This is a genomic window from Streptomyces sp. ISL-99 (genome assembly GCF_018614005.1).
Lineage (GTDB): Bacteria > Actinomycetota > Actinomycetes > Streptomycetales > Streptomycetaceae > Streptomyces > Streptomyces flavidovirens.
In genome coordinates this window covers 39,805-52,000 of the sequence record NZ_JAGGPC010000031.1, presented here as the reverse complement: position 1 = coordinate 52,000, position 12,196 = coordinate 39,805, and the positions used below count along the sequence as shown (strand labels likewise).

At 70.9% G+C, this 12,196-nt stretch carries 12 protein-coding genes and 2 pseudogenes; 5 read left to right on the top strand and 9 right to left on the bottom strand.

Features of this window, described 5'->3' with window-relative positions; all coding sequences use genetic code 11:
- The first annotated feature begins 83 nt into the window (after positions 1 to 83).
- Positions 84 to 749, top strand: coding sequence for an HNH endonuclease family protein (locus tag J7E91_RS19870; RefSeq protein WP_251015953.1), 666 nt, complete (start codon positions 84 to 86; stop codon positions 747 to 749).
- Between the two features lie 58 nt (positions 750 to 807).
- Here J7E91_RS19870 and J7E91_RS19865 read toward each other — a convergent pair whose 3' ends face one another.
- Both J7E91_RS19865 and J7E91_RS19860 read right to left on the bottom strand, forming a co-directional pair.
- Positions 808 to 1,701, bottom strand: coding sequence for an NAD(P)H-binding protein (locus tag J7E91_RS19865; protein ID WP_214906591.1), 894 nt, complete (start codon positions 1,699 to 1,701; stop codon positions 808 to 810).
- A 68-nt stretch (positions 1,702 to 1,769) separates the two neighbouring features.
- Positions 1,770 to 2,350: pseudogene (locus J7E91_RS19860) on the bottom strand (EamA family transporter).
- Between the two features lie 78 nt (positions 2,351 to 2,428).
- On the opposite strand from J7E91_RS19860, the gene J7E91_RS19855 reads away from it, so the two are divergent.
- Complete coding sequence (locus tag J7E91_RS19855) at positions 2,429 to 3,139, top strand: TetR/AcrR family transcriptional regulator (RefSeq protein ID WP_251015952.1); 711 nt, start codon at positions 2,429 to 2,431, stop codon at positions 3,137 to 3,139.
- A 15-nt stretch (positions 3,140 to 3,154) separates the two neighbouring features.
- Here the strand turns inward: J7E91_RS19855 and J7E91_RS19850 are convergent, their stop codons facing one another.
- A complete protein-coding gene (locus tag J7E91_RS19850) occupies positions 3,155 to 4,117 on the bottom strand; it encodes a LysR family transcriptional regulator (RefSeq protein ID WP_214906589.1) in 963 nt (320 codons plus the stop codon).
- 201 nt (positions 4,118 to 4,318) lie between these two features.
- Between J7E91_RS19850 and snpA the strand changes: the two genes are divergently transcribed.
- The gene (snpA, locus tag J7E91_RS19845) at positions 4,319 to 4,975 is read left to right on the top strand and encodes a snapalysin (protein WP_214906653.1); all 657 of its coding nucleotides are present in this window, start codon (positions 4,319 to 4,321) and stop codon (positions 4,973 to 4,975) included.
- A gap of 152 nt (positions 4,976 to 5,127) precedes the next feature.
- On the opposite strand, the gene J7E91_RS19840 is transcribed toward snpA, so the two are convergent.
- The 5 genes from J7E91_RS19840 to J7E91_RS19820 all read right to left on the bottom strand — a co-directional run bounded on the left by J7E91_RS19840 (position 5,128) and on the right by J7E91_RS19820 (position 9,874).
- Positions 5,128 to 5,859: a DUF6304 family protein gene (locus J7E91_RS19840; protein WP_214906587.1), complete on the bottom strand. Its 732-nt coding sequence runs from the start codon at positions 5,857 to 5,859 to the stop codon at positions 5,128 to 5,130.
- 50 nt (positions 5,860 to 5,909) lie between these two features.
- Positions 5,910 to 6,488: a dihydrofolate reductase family protein gene (locus J7E91_RS19835; RefSeq protein ID WP_214906585.1), complete on the bottom strand. Its 579-nt coding sequence runs from the start codon at positions 6,486 to 6,488 to the stop codon at positions 5,910 to 5,912.
- A gap of 136 nt (positions 6,489 to 6,624) precedes the next feature.
- Positions 6,625 to 7,215 carry a GNAT family N-acetyltransferase gene (locus J7E91_RS19830; protein ID WP_214906583.1) on the bottom strand — a complete coding sequence of 197 codons (591 nt, stop codon included), beginning with the start codon at positions 7,213 to 7,215 and terminating at the stop codon, positions 6,625 to 6,627.
- A gap of 123 nt (positions 7,216 to 7,338) precedes the next feature.
- Positions 7,339 to 8,388, bottom strand: coding sequence for a family 2 encapsulin nanocompartment cargo protein polyprenyl transferase (locus tag J7E91_RS19825; RefSeq protein WP_214906581.1), 1,050 nt, complete (start codon positions 8,386 to 8,388; stop codon positions 7,339 to 7,341).
- A gap of 73 nt (positions 8,389 to 8,461) precedes the next feature.
- On the bottom strand, positions 8,462 to 9,874 hold the full coding sequence (locus J7E91_RS19820) for a family 2B encapsulin nanocompartment shell protein (RefSeq protein ID WP_214906579.1): 1,413 nt from the start codon (positions 9,872 to 9,874) through the stop codon (positions 8,462 to 8,464).
- 251 nt (positions 9,875 to 10,125) lie between these two features.
- Between J7E91_RS19820 and J7E91_RS19815 the strand changes: the two genes are divergently transcribed.
- Together J7E91_RS19815 and J7E91_RS36080 are read left to right on the top strand one after the other, a co-directional pair.
- Complete coding sequence (locus J7E91_RS19815) at positions 10,126 to 10,716, top strand: N-acetylmuramoyl-L-alanine amidase (RefSeq protein ID WP_214906577.1); 591 nt, start codon at positions 10,126 to 10,128, stop codon at positions 10,714 to 10,716.
- Positions 10,717 to 10,770: 54 nt separating this feature from the next.
- Entirely contained in the window at positions 10,771 to 11,850 is a 1,080-nt protein-coding gene (locus J7E91_RS36080; protein WP_308376798.1) for a pyridoxal-phosphate dependent enzyme, read from the top strand.
- Here the strand turns inward: J7E91_RS36080 and J7E91_RS19800 are convergent.
- A pseudogene (locus J7E91_RS19800) lies at positions 11,829 to 12,176 on the bottom strand (Na+/H+ antiporter); the annotation flags it as partial. The gene J7E91_RS36080 and the pseudogene J7E91_RS19800 overlap by 22 nt on opposite strands.
- Positions 12,177 to 12,196: the final 20 nt, after the last annotated feature.

Sequence of the window (12,196 nt, the reverse complement as noted above, 5' to 3'; positions counted from 1 at the left end):
GGTGGTCCGTGCGGGCTGCGCGGCGTGTTGGGGTGACAGGTGTCGCTAGTACTGGTCCGTCCGGACGAGATGGAGGGATCCGTATGCGCACGCTCAGCTTCCTGGTCTCCACGCTCCTTGTCGCCACCGCAGTTGTCGTGGGTGCCGCGCCGGATGCCGGCGCCGAGCCCGATGACACGGTCAGTACCACCGTCGAGAAGGCCATCGAGAACCTGCCGGTCGCCGCCGAGGAGAGTTCCGGGTACAGCGCGGGGAAGTTCAGGCACTGGACCGATCCGGACCAGGACGGCTGCGACACACGGGCCGAGGTGCTCATCGCGGAGGCGACCACTCCGCCCGCCGTCGACGGGCGGTGCACCATCACGGGCGGTGCTTGGCACTCGTACTACGACAAGACGGACCACTCCGGCGCCGGTGCCCTCGGCGTCGACCATCTGGTGCCGCTCGCCGAGGCGTGGCGCAGCGGGGCGTCAGGATGGACCGCCGAGGAGCGGGAGCGGTTCGCGAACGACATGGGCGATCCGAGGGTGCTCGCCGCCGTGACCGCCGCCGAGAAGCGCCGCAAGGGGGACAAGGATCCGGCGCGGTGGGAACCGTCCGACGACAGTGCGGACTGCCGGTACATCGCCGAGTGGGCAGCGGTGAAGGGGCGTTGGAAGCTGGCGGTGGATCCGGGCGAGCTGGCGGCGTTGCAGAACATGGTGGCGAAATGCCCGATGGAGGAGATCACCTACGAGCTGGCCCTCTGACGCGGCCTCGGTCGGGGCGACGGTCAGGGGGAAGGGGGCAGAGGTCAGGGGGCAGGCGTCAGGGGGTCGACGGGCCGGTCAAGTGCCGGTAGCTGTCCGGGTTCTCCCTGAGGTAATCGGCGAAGGCGGTGGCCGGGCGGCCGGTGAGGCGGGGCACCGCGTCGGAGACCTCCGCCATCTCACCGTTCGCCATGGCCTCGTACGACGACACCCACCCCTGCACCTTCCACGGCTCGGCGTTGTACCGCTCGCGTGAGGCGTACGCCTCCTCGCGCGTCTCCGGTACGTAGCTGATCGCGCGGCCCGTGGCGCGGGTCAGCTCCTCCGCGATCTCGGCGAGCGACAGGGCCTGCGGGCCGGTCAGGTCGTACGTGGCACCGTCGTGACCGTCGAGGTCCTCCAGCTCGGCGAGGAGTACGGCGGCTGCCGCGTCCGCGATGTCCTCGTGCGCGACGGCCGAGACGCGCCCTTCGCCGGCCGGGCCGCGGATGACACCGTCCTGCCCGGCCATGGCGGGGAACTCCGCCTGGTAGAAGCTGTCGCGCAGGAAGGTGTGGCGCACGCCGGTGGAGCGGATGTACTGCTCGGTGTGCCAGTGGTCGCGGGCGAAGGTGAAGGTCGCGTCCGGCGCCGCGCCCAGGAGGGACACGTACACGATCCGCTCGACGCCGGCCGCGACGGCCGCGTCCACGGCGGTCTTGTGCTCCCGCACCCGGCCGGGGCTCTCGTGCGCGGAGACGAGGAAGAGCGTGCCGGCGCCGTCCACCGCGGCGCGCATCGCCTCAGCGTCACCGTAGGAGGCGGGCGGCGCCTTGACCGCGCCCGGCAGGCCGGGCAGGCGGGCGGGGTCGCGGCCGAGCAGGAGCTGGGAGACGCCGGCGCCGGCGAGGCGGCGTGCGACACGTCCGCCGATCCGGCCGCTCGCTCCGGTGACGGCGATTGCTGGGGTCATGGAGAGTGTCCTTTGCTGCTGCGTCCTGCGTCGCTTTAGGACGGCGGTGACGACCGTCCCCTACAGCGTCAATGGACCGCGGCCCGGGAGCATTCCTTCGTACGGCCATTGGCACCATCGCTGCGGACGATCACCACGGCGGCCAGGCCCACCGCCAGGCCGACAGCGGTCTGCGCGCCGAAGGGCTCGCCGAACATCAGGGCTCCCCAGACGGCGGTGACCGGCGCCATCAGGAACATGAGCGTGTTGACCGCGGTCACCCCGGAGCGCCGCAGGACGAGCCAGTACAGGCCGTACCCGCCGAAGGTCGCGAGTACGACGAGCCAGCTGATCGCCAGCCAGAACGACGGTTCGGCGGGCGGCAGCGCCGCTCCCGAGGCCGCCGCGAGGGCGGTGAAGACGACGGCGCTGGTGGCGCAATGGACGGTCAGAGCGCGCCGACCGCCGCCTGGCGGAGCAGGTCGCGGAGGGTCAGCCCGCGCCACGCGCTTCTGGTGAGGGTGGCGGCGACAACGGCCAGCACGAGTGCCAGGGGCAGGAAGCGCCACATCAGGATCGTCACCGCGTCGGCGCTCCCCGCACCGAGCTTCGCTCCGATGAAACCGGAACTCCAGCAGAGTACGAACGCGGCGGAAAGCAGGACGTTCATGCGGGCACCCACCTCGCCAGGTATACGGATCGGTCTACTTCCACTCCCGCCACTATACAGATCGGTATAGTGGTACGCATGAGCAGCAGCACCAGCACGAGCACCGTGGAACCCCGCCGCGTCTCCATGACCCCAGGCGCACAGCGCGCCCTGGACGCCGCCTCGCGGCTGTTCTACGAGCACGGCATCCACGCCGTGGGGGTGGACCTCATCGCCGCCGAAGCGGGCGTCACGAAGAAGACGCTCTACGACCGCTTCGGCTCCAAGGAACAGATCGTCGTGGAGTACCTGGCCGCCCGCGACGAGCGCTGGCGCGCCTTCCTCGCCGAGCGGCTGAAGAGCGAACAGGGGGCGGCGGAAAGGATCCTGGCCGTGTTCGACGCCTCGCGCGCGTGGGCGGAGGAGAACAGCCCCAGGGGGTGCAGCATGGTCAACGCCCACGCCGAGATCAGCGATCCCTCCCACCCGGCGTACGCGATCATCACCGGCCAGAAGAAGTGGATGCTCGCCCTCTTCACCGACCTCGCCAGGGGCATCGACCGGGGCCGGGACCGGCAGCGGAATCGAGAGCGGGGCGGCGGCAGCGCCGCTCAGCTCGGGCGCACGCTCATGCTGCTCCATGAAGGGGCGCTCGTCGCGCACGGCCTCGGCATCTTCAAGGACCCGGTCGCCCAAGCCCGCGCAGAGGCGGGCCGCCTCATCGGGGCAAGCGGGCCACGCGGGGCGGGCGGGGCAAGCGGGGCAGGCGGGGCAGACCGGAAAGGCGCGACGGGGGGCACGTCCGCGTAGGGCCGCCCCCGTACGTCAAGCCACCGCGCTTCCCGCCGGCAGCGGGCTCTCGTTGCGCAGCAGCCACTGCCGGTACCCGGGCGCCCGCATCGCCGCGTCGTGGTACGCGGCCTCCAGATCGGCGTACACCGCCGCCGCCTCGGTGAAGCCCGGCCGCCACACGAGCAGCAGCCGGACGGCGAGGGGGTCGCCGCGCAGCGGCCGGATCGCCATGTCGTCGCGCGGCCCCGACGTCGGCTGGCAGGGTGCGACAGCCTCGCCCATCACGATCAGCGACGCCGCGGTGTGGTAATCCCCGCGCAGGACGGGCGGATCGAGACCGGCCGCGGCGAAGACGCGTCGCAGTCCGTCCCATTCGCCGTCCACCGTGGGGTCGATCATCCACCGGTCACCGGCTAGGTCCGCCAGCTCCACCACGGACCGGCCGGCCGCCGGATGATCCCGTGACATCGCGATGAACTGCGGTTCCCGCTCGACCAGTACGCGCTGTTCGAGCCCGGCAGGCACCCGCAGCGCGGACCCCTCCACCTCGTGCACGAAGGCGACATCGAGCTGCCCGGCCGCGAGCAGCCGGAGCAGCGTATGAGCCGATACGTCGACATGGAGGGAGGTGTCGGTCTCCGGCAGCCGCGTACGGAGTCTGCGAAGCCACCCGCCGATGACCCGGCTCGCGGTGGCTCCGATACGCAGGTGCGGGCCCCCCGAGGAACGGGCCGCGGCCGCTCTCGTCTCGGCCACGAGCACACCCATCTGCTCGACGAGCGGACGCGCCCTGCTGAGCACCGAACGCCCCAGCGGCGTCGGCCGGCACCCGGTGCGCTCGCGCGAGAACAGTTCCGCGCCCAGGAAGTTCTCGATCCGGCGGAGCTGCGTGGTCAGCGACGGCTGGCTCATCCCGAGCGTACGGGCGGCTTTGTGCAGGCTGCCGGTGTCGGCGATGGCGCACAACGCACGAAGGTGCCTGACCTCGAGCTCCATGACCCGAGCCTAAGGCGGGTCCCGTGGGCCACACCAGACGCCATAACCCCAGGAATCGCCTCTGTTTTGAGGCGGGTTGGCGGGGTGATGCGCTCGCACTATCACTTGTTGGCATCATCCCCGGCGGGCGAGCGGGCCCCGACACTCTCCCTACCCAACCGTTTGACATGAACGGAACGAGTAGGAGCCCCCCACATGAACATGCGGCACCCCAGAACCCTTCTCACCACCGCCCTCGGCCTCGGCCTCGCCGCCGCCACCCTCGGCGCGGTGCCCGCGACGGCGGCGCCTTCGGTCTCGCACGACACGCACGACTCGCGCGTCTCGCACAACTCATACATCTCGTACGAGAAGTCCAAGGAGAACGCCGCCGCCAACAAGGCCTTCTTCGACGCCGTGAAGAAGTCGGTCGCCGAGAAGCGCGCCGCGACCCCCGGCACCCTGGCCGTCACCGTCGTCTACTCCGCGGCGAACGCGCCCACGTTCCGCACCCAGATAGCCAGGAGCACCCAGATCTGGAACAGCTCCGTCACCAACGTGAAGCTCCAGGAAGGCTCCAACCCGGACTTCGTCTACCGCGAGGGCAACGACCCGCGTGGCTCGTACGCCAGCACCGACGGCCACGGCAGCGGGTACATCTTCCTCGACTACCGCCAGAACCAGCAGTACAACTCGACCCGCGTCACCTCCCACGAGACCGGTCACGTGCTGGGCCTGCCCGACCACTACTCGGGTCCGTGCAGCGAGCTGATGTCCGGCGGCGGCCCCGGCACGTCCTGCCAGAACGCCACCCCGGACCAGCGCGAGCGCAGCCGCGTCAACCAGCTCTGGCAGAACGGCTTCGTCCCGGCCTCCTGACCCCGACGGGCGTCGAGGGAACCCGTCGGACCCCGACGAACCCCGGCTCCAGGATTGCCCCGTACACGCACAGTCGTCCCCCGACCAGCCACCAGGGGAGCCGTCTCGCGAGTACGGGGCATCTTCCCGCCGGAACGGGAAGAGGGGACCTTCTAGCCCGCCGCCTCCGCGGCCACCGGCTCCGGCGGCGTCGGCCTCTCCCCCCGCACCTGCGGAAACGCACCGCGGTACCCCGTCCCCGGCCCCTGCGCCGGCCTGCGCTCGAAATCCGCGCACGCCCACGTCTCCTGCACGAAGCCGGACCGCAGATCCCACAGCTCGAACAGCTCGCGCTCGCCCTCGACCGCCCGGTACTCGTCCTTGAACCCCCGGAAGCAAGCCAGGTTCCCGAACAGACCGCTCCCCGCGGGGTGGTAGTCGGAGAAGGCGCAGGAAATGCACGCCCGCAGATACGCACCGGCCGGCAGCCGCCGCTGGATCACCGTCAGCGCGTGCTCGAAGTCGGTCTCCGCACGCTCCGACTCGTACGCCGCACCGTCGAAGTGCAGGGTCAGCGCCAGGTGTTGCCGGTCGACGCCACCCCCGGGAAGCCGCTTCCCCAGCGTGAGCAGGCAGCTGAGCGTGGCCCGGTGGACCCGCCCATCGGCGTACACCGGTATTGGAATGTCCCATTCGAGTATGCAGTCGCACAGCGGGCCACGCGCCGGCGCGAACCCCGCGCCGTCGGGCTGCGGTCCGGCCACGGGTTCCAGCGCGGCAAAGCTGTCGCCCTCGAAGTCGACTCCCCTGATGCGGGTACGCAGCCGCTGTCCGTCCGCCGCGAAGGTGACGGCGACGGCACCCTCGCGGTCGCGGTACCAGCCGGCCCATGGCTCTCCTGTCATGCCCGGGACTTTAGCCCGTTCGAACGTGAGCCCGCCGAACAGCCCTGGGTTCAGCGCCTCTTGCTGTACATCAGGACGACGGTGCCGTTGTCGAAGGTCCGGGTCGATGCGAGCGTGAAGTCGAACACGCCGAACTCGGCGGAGAACACCGGAACGCCCGAACCGGTCACGATCGGGTAGACCTTGACGATCAGTTCGTCGATCTCCTCCAGGAGCTGCGCGGCGAGATTCGCCCCGCCCGCCAGGTAGATACCGAGCCCGTCCTCCTGCTTGAGTTCCCGGACCTTGGCGGCGACATCGCCGGAGATGACCTCGACTTCGGGGTCGATCGACTTGTCGACGCTGCGCGACACGACGTACTGGCGCAGGTGCCTGTACGGGCTGGTGATCCCGAGCTCCAGCGCCGCGTCGTACGTGGCCCGCCCCTGAAGCATCGTGTCGAAGTGCTTGTTCTCCAGGTCGTCCACGCCCAGGTGCTGTCGCACGTGGGTGGGGAGGCAGTCCGGGTACTCGCCGACGAGGAAGTCCTTCAGGAAGGAATCGCTCACCGGGTAGAAGTCGAACGCGCCCTCCGGCGCCGCGATGAAGCCGTCGATGGACATACCGACGTAATATGTGAGCTTGCGCAAGCTGATCCTCTGGCCGGAAGGAAAGGCACGGGCGGCGGGGTCACCGGACCGCGTCAACCACTACGGCCATAGTGCTTCACCCGTAGTGGTTGCGCAAGCCACTTGTTCGAAGCGATCGAGGTGCCGGGTGCCGCGCTCAGCGCACCGGCTCGCGCCACATGGGCCACATGGGCGGGCCGTCGGGCAGCTCGACCGTACGGCCGGTGAAGGCGAACCCGAGCCGCTCGTACAGCTTGCTGCTGCGCGCGCTGCTCGCCTCCAGATAGGCCGGTACGCCGTCCCGGTCGCAGCGGTCGAGGACCGGCTGAATCAGGGCCGTGCCGAGCCCCTCCCCCTGACGGTCGGGCGAGACTCCGATGAGGAGCAGATACTCGTGCGCCCGGTCGTGCGGATGCACCTCGCCCATCAGCCGGCCGACGAGCTCCGCGCGTTCGTTGTCCGGGTCGGCGGTCTCCCTCATCCGTACGGGAGTGTCGTCCTCCTCCGGCACCCCGGCCGGCACCTGGAGCCAGAGGGCCGCCGCCGATCCGTCCTCCGTTACGTCGACCCGCCCCTCGCTCAGGGCCACATCGAGGAAGACGCCGAGGAACGCGCCGTGCACGCGGCCGCGGTGCGCCCGGTCGGGGAAGACCCAGCAGCTCACCGGGTCGTCCATGAAGGCCGCGTCCAGCAGCCGCACGAGCGCCTCACGGTCGCTCTCCCCCGCCTGTCGTATCTCCACGCCCACGGTCCGGCCTCTTCTCTCCAGGATCAGGATGATCCGTCATCTGAACTGACGTGTCCGATCCTAGAGTTGACGGCGGCGGGCGCCCGGGTTCCCCCGGACGCCCGCCGCCGTCCATGCCCCCGGTCAGCGTGTTCTGCGGGTGACGAACTCGGCGAGCGAGAGCAGGTCACCCGCCGCCTCCAGGTCCGGCACCGCGCGCGACAGATGCTGTACGGCCGTGGCCATCCGGTCCGCCGCGTGCCCCTGCGCCCAGTCCCTGCCGCCCGCCCGGTCGACGGCCTCGGCCGCGCGCCGGACGGCAGCCCCGTCCAACGGCCCCGCGTACAGGGCGGCGAGCTCGGCGGCGGCCTCGGTGCCCGAGGTCAGCGCCGCAACCACCGGGAGGGACTTCTTGTGGGCCACCAGATCGGCGCCCGCCGGTTTGCCGGTGTGGGAAGGGTCGCCCCAGATCCCGATCAGGTCGTCGATGAGCTGGAAGGCCAGGCCGGCCTCCCTGCCGAACGCGTCCATGGCCGCGACCTCGTCCTCCTCCGCGCCCGCGTAGAGCGCGCCGAGAGCGCACGCGCAGCCGAGCAGGGCTCCGGTCTTCGCCTCGGCCATGGCGAGGCACTCTTCGAGCGACACGTCCCGGGGTCCGCGCCGCTCGAATTCGCAGTCGGACTGCTGTCCCGCGCACAGCTCGACGACGCAGGCGGCCAGCCGCGCCGACGCCTTGGCCGCCGCCGGGTGCGGATCCTCGGCGAGCAGCCGCAGCGCGAGGGCGCACATCGCGTCCCCGGTGACGATCGCGGCCGGTACGCCGAAGACCGTCCAGGCGGTGGGCCGGTTCCTGCGCGTCGGGTCCTCGTCGATGACGTCGTCGTGGAGCAGCGTGAAATTGTGGGCGAGCTCCACGGCGGCCGCCGCCCGTACGGCCCGGCCCGGTTCCCCGCCGAGCGCCTGGGCGGCGGCGAGGACGAGAGCCGGCCTGATCGCTTTGCCGGCCAGTCCCGCGGCCGGTGTGCCGTCGGCCCGCTCCCAGCCGAAGTGGTACATCGCGATCCGCCGTATGGACCCGGGCAGACTCTCCACGCCGGTGCGCAGTTGGGGATCGACGGTGCTGCGGGTCCGTTCCAGGAGGGCTGCCGCCTCGTGCCCCTCGGTGGCGGCCGCTTCCGCTCTGGTCGTGGTCACGGTGACTTCCTCCAGCAGTGCTCGTACGGTGCCCACCGGCCGGGGGCACGGACCGCCTGTGCGAGTGCCGGGCTCAGTGCCACCTGCCGATCTCGACGTTCTCCAGGACACCGAGCGCGTCCGGCACCAGCACCGCCGCCGAGTAGTACGCCGTGACCAGGTACCGGATGATCGCCTGCTCGTCGATGCCCATGAAGCGCACCGACAGGCTCGGCTCGATCTCGTCCGGGATACCGCTCTGCTGGAGTCCGATGACGCCCTGCTCGGCCTCGCCCGTACGCATGCAGATGATCGAGGTCGTACGCGCGTCACTCACCGGGATCTTGTTGCAGGGGAAGATGGGCACACCGCGCCAGGTGGGCACCCGGCTGCCGCCGATCTCGATGCTCTCCGGGTTCAGACCGCGCTTGTTGCACTCGCGGCCGAAGGCGGCGATGGCGCGGGGGTGGGCCAGGAAGAGCTTCGAGCCCCGCCGCCGCGACAGCAGCTCGTCCATGTCGTCCGGGCTGGGCACGCCGTCGTGCGGCTGGAGGCGCTGCCCGTAGTCGCAGTTGTGGAGCAGTCCGAACTCACGGTGGTTGATGAGTTCGTCCTCCTGGCGCTCGCGCAGCGCCTCGACGGTGAGCCGCAACTGCTGCTCGGTCTGGTTCATCGGCTGGTTGTAGAGGTCCGCGACCCGGCTGTGGACCTTGAGGACGGTCTGCGCGACGCTCAGTTCGTACTCGCGCGGCGCCGCGTCGTAGTCGACGTACGTGTGCGGGACGACGGGCTCGCCGACGTGGCCCGCGGACAGGTCGATGGGCGCCTCGCCGTACTTGTTGGTGCGCTGGCGGGGCAGCGACCGTACGCGCGTGAGGTGATCGCGCAACGTTTCCGCACGGTCGGCGAGCGTCATGACGGACTGGCGGGACAGCGTCAGCACCGTGCACGCGGTCGCGGCGCGGACCGTGCACGTCCAGGTGCCTTCCTCCTCGACGAGCGCCTGGTCGCCGAAGTACGCCCCGTCGGCGAGGACGCCGAGCACGGCTTCGGCGTCGTACGCGCCGTCCGCGACCTTTTCCACCCGGCCGTGGGCCAGCAGGTAGACCGTGTCCGCGGCACCGCCGGCGGTCGCGATCACGTCTCCTGCCGCGAACTCCCGCTGCTCGCACCGCTGCGCCAGCTCGGCCAGCACCTCCTCGTCGCCGTACGTGCGCAGCGCCGGCAGCTCTTTCAGCTCGCCCGGAATGACCTCTACGCGCTCCCCGGTCTGTACGAAGGTCACTCGCCCGTCGCCCATGGCGTAACTGAGCCGGCGGTTCACCCGGTACGTACCGCCCTGGACCTGGACCCATGGCAGCATCCGCAGCAGCCACCGCGAGGTGATCTCCTGCATCTGCGGTGCGGACTTGGTGGTGGTGGCCAAGTTCCGCGCTGCGGCCGTGCCGAGACTCTGCTGCGGCTGTGTCTGCTGTTCGCGGATCTCGGAACCTGCCTCGACCGACATCTGACTCCCTCTTGATCACGAGCTGCCCGGCTGCAACAAGCCTTCCAGCGGGGGGAGTCACGGCGCCATTACACAAAAGTGTGTGACTGGATCACCGGACGGCGGGGCACGTCGCACGGCTCCGGGACGAACGGACCCGTGCGGGAGGTGTCCGAATCAGCTCGCACGTGGTCCGAACACATAGCCGTGGCAGCGGAGTTCGGGTACAAGCAGCGTACGAGATGGTGCGCGACTCACCTAAGGAGGCGGTCATGGCCTCACCCATGTCCGCGAGCAGATTCCTCGACGTACTGAGAGACGAGGGCATCAACGTCGTCCAGGTCGGCGACTGGCGTACGCACAACCGCAACCACAAGGGCCCCTGGGGGCCTGTGCACGGCGTGATGATCCACCACACCGTCACCTCCGGCACCTCCAAGACCGTCCGCATCTGCCGCGACGGCTATCCGGGACTCCCCGGTCCGCTCTGCCACGGCGTGATCGCCAAGAGCGGCTCCATCCATCTGGTCGGGTACGGCCGCGCCAACCACGCGGGGCTGGGCGACGACGACGTACTGCGCGCGGTCATCGCCGAGAGGGCCCTGCCGCGCGACAACGAGTCCAACACCGACGGAAACCGGCACTTCTACGGCTTCGAGTGCGAGAACCTCGGCGACGGCAAGGACCCCTGGCCCGAGGCGCAGCTCGAAGCCATCGAGCGGGCGGCGGCCGCGGTCTGCCGGCACCACGGGTGGAACTCCCGGTCGGTGATCGGCCACCTGGAATGGCAGCCGGGCAAGATAGACCCCCGCGGATTCTCCATGAGCACGATGCGCGCGCGGATCCAGGACCGCCTCGCGTGACGCTCGTGTGATGACCGTGACGCGCGTGGTGACGCGCGTGGCGACAATGGGTGCGTGACCCACGAAGCGCTCGACCTCTCCCGCCTGCGGCCGCGGCTGCCGTCGCCGCTGCGGGAGTCCGAGGACGAGCGCTTCAGCCGTCGCGGCGTACGGCTGCTGCTCAAGCGTGACGATCTGATCCACCCGGACCTGCCGGGCAACAAATGGCGCAAGCTGGAGCTGAACCTGCGGGCGGCGGCGGGGCGGACGGTGCTGACGTTCGGCGGCGCGTACTCGAACCACCTGCGGGCGACGGCCGCGGCCGGGCGGCTGCTGGGCTTTCCGACGATCGGTGTCGTACGGGGCGACGAGCTGGCCGGGCGGCCCCTGAATCCCTCCCTGGCCCGGTGTGCGGCGGACGGCATGCGGTTGCACTTCGTGGACCGGGCGACGTATCGGGCGAAGGCGGAGCCGGAGGTGCTGGCCGCCATCGTGGCCGAGGCGAGTGCCGCCGCCGCGCGGGGCCTTCTCCCCACCCCGCCCCTTCCCGAACCGGGGCTCCGCCCCCAACCCCGCTCCTCAAACGCCGGAGAGGCTGAAAGTTGCCCCAAACGGCAAAGCCGACTGCAGCCGCACACGTCCCGGCCGGGAAACGGCGGGGTGGGGAATCTCTACGTCGTCCCCGAGGGCGGCAGCAACGTCCTCGCCGTGCAGGGGTGTGTCGCGCTGGGGACGGAGTTGCGCGGCGTCGCCGACGTCGTCGGGGTCGCGTGCGGCACCGGCGGCACCATCGCCGGGCTCGCGGCGGGGTTGGGGTCCGCGCAACGCGCCATCGGATTCCCGGTGCTCAAGGGCGGCTTCCTCGGCGACGAGATACGCGCGCTCCAGGACGCCGCCTTCGGCGCCCCCGCCGGCGACTGGACGCTGGACGACCGTTTCCACTGCGGCGGATACGCCCGTACCACTCCCGAACTCGAAGCGTTCGCCGCGGACTTCGAAGAACGGCACGGGCTGCCGGTGGAGCGGGTCTACGTCGCCAAGATGCTGCACGGACTGACCACACTCGCCACCGAGGGAGCCTTCCCGCCGGGCACCACCGTCGCGGCGGTGATCACGGGCCGGCCGGACGCCGCTCAGCCGGGCTCCGCGCGGTAGGCCGCCGCCTCCTCCAGGTCGAGCCTGCGCATCAGGCTGCGCAGCATCTCGTCGTCGATGCGCCGCCGGTCCCGCAGTTCCACGAAGACCGCCCGTTCCGCGGCGATCATTTCCCCGGCGAGGCGCCTGTACGTGTCGTCCGCCGATTCCCCGGTCTCCTCGTTGACCGCGCCGAGCCGTTCCCAGACGGCGTTGCGACGCCGCTCGAGAACGGTCCGGAGCCGGTCCGCGAGCGGCTGCGGCAGTGCGTTGCGCGGATCGGCGAGCAGTTCCTCCAGCCGCGCCTCGGCGGCCGCCGATGCCTCGCTCTGCGCTCCTCGCCGCGCCCGCCCCGCGCCCCCCGGCC

Coding starts and splice junctions, on each gene's coding strand:
- J7E91_RS19815 (WP_214906577.1), top strand. CDS start 10,126: ATGGCCTCACCCATGTCCGCGAGCAGATTCCTCGACGTACTGAGAGAC.
- J7E91_RS19870 (WP_251015953.1), top strand. CDS start 84: ATGCGCACGCTCAGCTTCCTGGTCTCCACGCTCCTTGTCGCCACCGCA.
- J7E91_RS19840 (WP_214906587.1), bottom strand. CDS start 5,859: ATGACAGGAGAGCCATGGGCCGGCTGGTACCGCGACCGCGAGGGTGCC.
- J7E91_RS19850 (WP_214906589.1), bottom strand. CDS start 4,117: ATGGAGCTCGAGGTCAGGCACCTTCGTGCGTTGTGCGCCATCGCCGAC.
- J7E91_RS19855 (WP_251015952.1), top strand. CDS start 2,429: ATGAGCAGCAGCACCAGCACGAGCACCGTGGAACCCCGCCGCGTCTCC.
- J7E91_RS19820 (WP_214906579.1), bottom strand. CDS start 9,874: ATGTCGGTCGAGGCAGGTTCCGAGATCCGCGAACAGCAGACACAGCCG.
- snpA (WP_214906653.1), top strand. CDS start 4,319: ATGCGGCACCCCAGAACCCTTCTCACCACCGCCCTCGGCCTCGGCCTC.
- J7E91_RS19865 (WP_214906591.1), bottom strand. CDS start 1,701: ATGACCCCAGCAATCGCCGTCACCGGAGCGAGCGGCCGGATCGGCGGA.